This is a genomic window from Phytoactinopolyspora endophytica (assembly GCF_004138495.1).
GTDB classification, from domain to species: Bacteria; Actinomycetota; Actinomycetes; order Jiangellales; family Jiangellaceae; genus Phytoactinopolyspora; species Phytoactinopolyspora endophytica.
In genome coordinates this window covers 37,605-38,985 of the sequence record NZ_ML142865.1, presented here as the reverse complement: position 1 = coordinate 38,985, position 1,381 = coordinate 37,605, and the positions used below count along the sequence as shown (strand labels likewise).

The following is a 1,381-nucleotide window of genomic DNA, read 5'->3' as shown; positions in this document are numbered from 1 at the left end:
ATCACCCGTCGGATCCTTCCGCCGCCCGCCAGTTCCAAGATCTACGAGCTCACCGAGTGGGGTTCAGAACTCGAGCCGGTCTTCCGCGCTCTGGCCCAATGGGGCGCGCGCGCCCCGACCCCGCCACGCAGCGACCGACTCAGCCCGGATTCGGTCATGCTCGGCTTGCGCACCTTCTTCGTCGCACCAGAAGAGGATCCCTGGTCGGCCACGTACGACGTTCATCTCGGCCGCGAGCACTACCGGCTTCGTGTGCTGGACGGCCGGCTCACCGAGCTCACCCGGACCGCACCGGACAGCCCGCCAGACGCCACGCTCACGTGCACCGACCACATGACGATGAACGCTCTGGCGGGTCAGGTGGAGACGCTCGACGCGCTGATGGAGCGTGGCGACGTAGCCATCAGCGGCGACGCCGACGCTGTGCGGCGCCTCATCAACGCGGTCCAGAAGTCCCAGCCGACGCCTGCCGCGTGATCATGTCCGTGTGCTGAGCCCGGTGAGCCGATCGACGGCCTGGTGAAGGACGTCGTCGCGTTTGCAGAAGGCGAAGCGCACCAGGGATCGCGTCGATTCCTTGTCGTCGCAGAACACCGAGACCGGCACCGCGGCGACGCCGATCAGCTCGGGGAGCCGCTGGCACAGCTCGACGCCGTCGTCATACCCGAGCGGCGCGGCGTCGGTGATCACGAAGTATGTCCCGGACGTCGGGAACACCTCGAACCCTGCCGCTCGCAGCCCGGCACACAGCAAGTCCCGTTTGCGCTGCATATCTGCGGCCAACCCGATGTAGAACGCATCGTCCAGTCCGAGCGCCGACGCGACCGCGGGTTGCAACGGGCCTCCGCTGACGTAGGTGAGGAACTGTTTCACCGCCCGAGCGGCGGCCACCAGCCCGGCCGGTCCGTGCAGCCATCCAATCTTCCAGCCGGTGACCGAGAACGTTTTGCCCGCCGAGGAGATCGTCACCGTCCGCTCGGCCATTCCCGGCAACGTCGCCATCGGGATGTGCGGCCGGCCGTCGAACGCCAGGTGTTCGTAGACCTCGTCGGTCACGACGACGGCATCGTTCTGCACCGCCAGCCGGGCGATGAGGTCCAGTTCCTCCCGGGTGAACACCTTGCCGGTCGGGTTGTGCGGGGTGTTGAGCAGCACCAGCCGGGTGCGGCTGGAGAACGCGGCCTCCAGCTCACGCGGATCGAACCGGAACCCTCCGTCTCCCGTCGCGCCGTCGCCGCGGACCGCCTCGGATCCCGCTCCGGATCCGGATCCGTTGTCGCCCCCGGATGCCGTGCGGTGCGGCCGGAGCCGCACTGTACGACGCTCGGCTCCGGACAGCGCGATCGAGGCCGCATACGAGTCGTAGTACGGCTCGAACGTC

The 1,381-nt window shown here is 68.3% G+C and carries 2 protein-coding genes; one reads left to right on the top strand and one right to left on the bottom strand.

The features are described from left to right. The coding region (locus ELR45_RS26260; RefSeq protein ID WP_205857304.1) for an alkyl sulfatase C-terminal domain-containing protein at positions 1-477 on the top strand (477 nt) is incomplete at its 5' end. Here ELR45_RS26260 and ELR45_RS26255 read toward each other — a convergent pair. Continuing rightward, positions 478-1,381: aminotransferase class I/II-fold pyridoxal phosphate-dependent enzyme (locus tag ELR45_RS26255; protein ID WP_240760157.1), on the bottom strand; the 904-nt coding region annotated here is incomplete at its 5' end.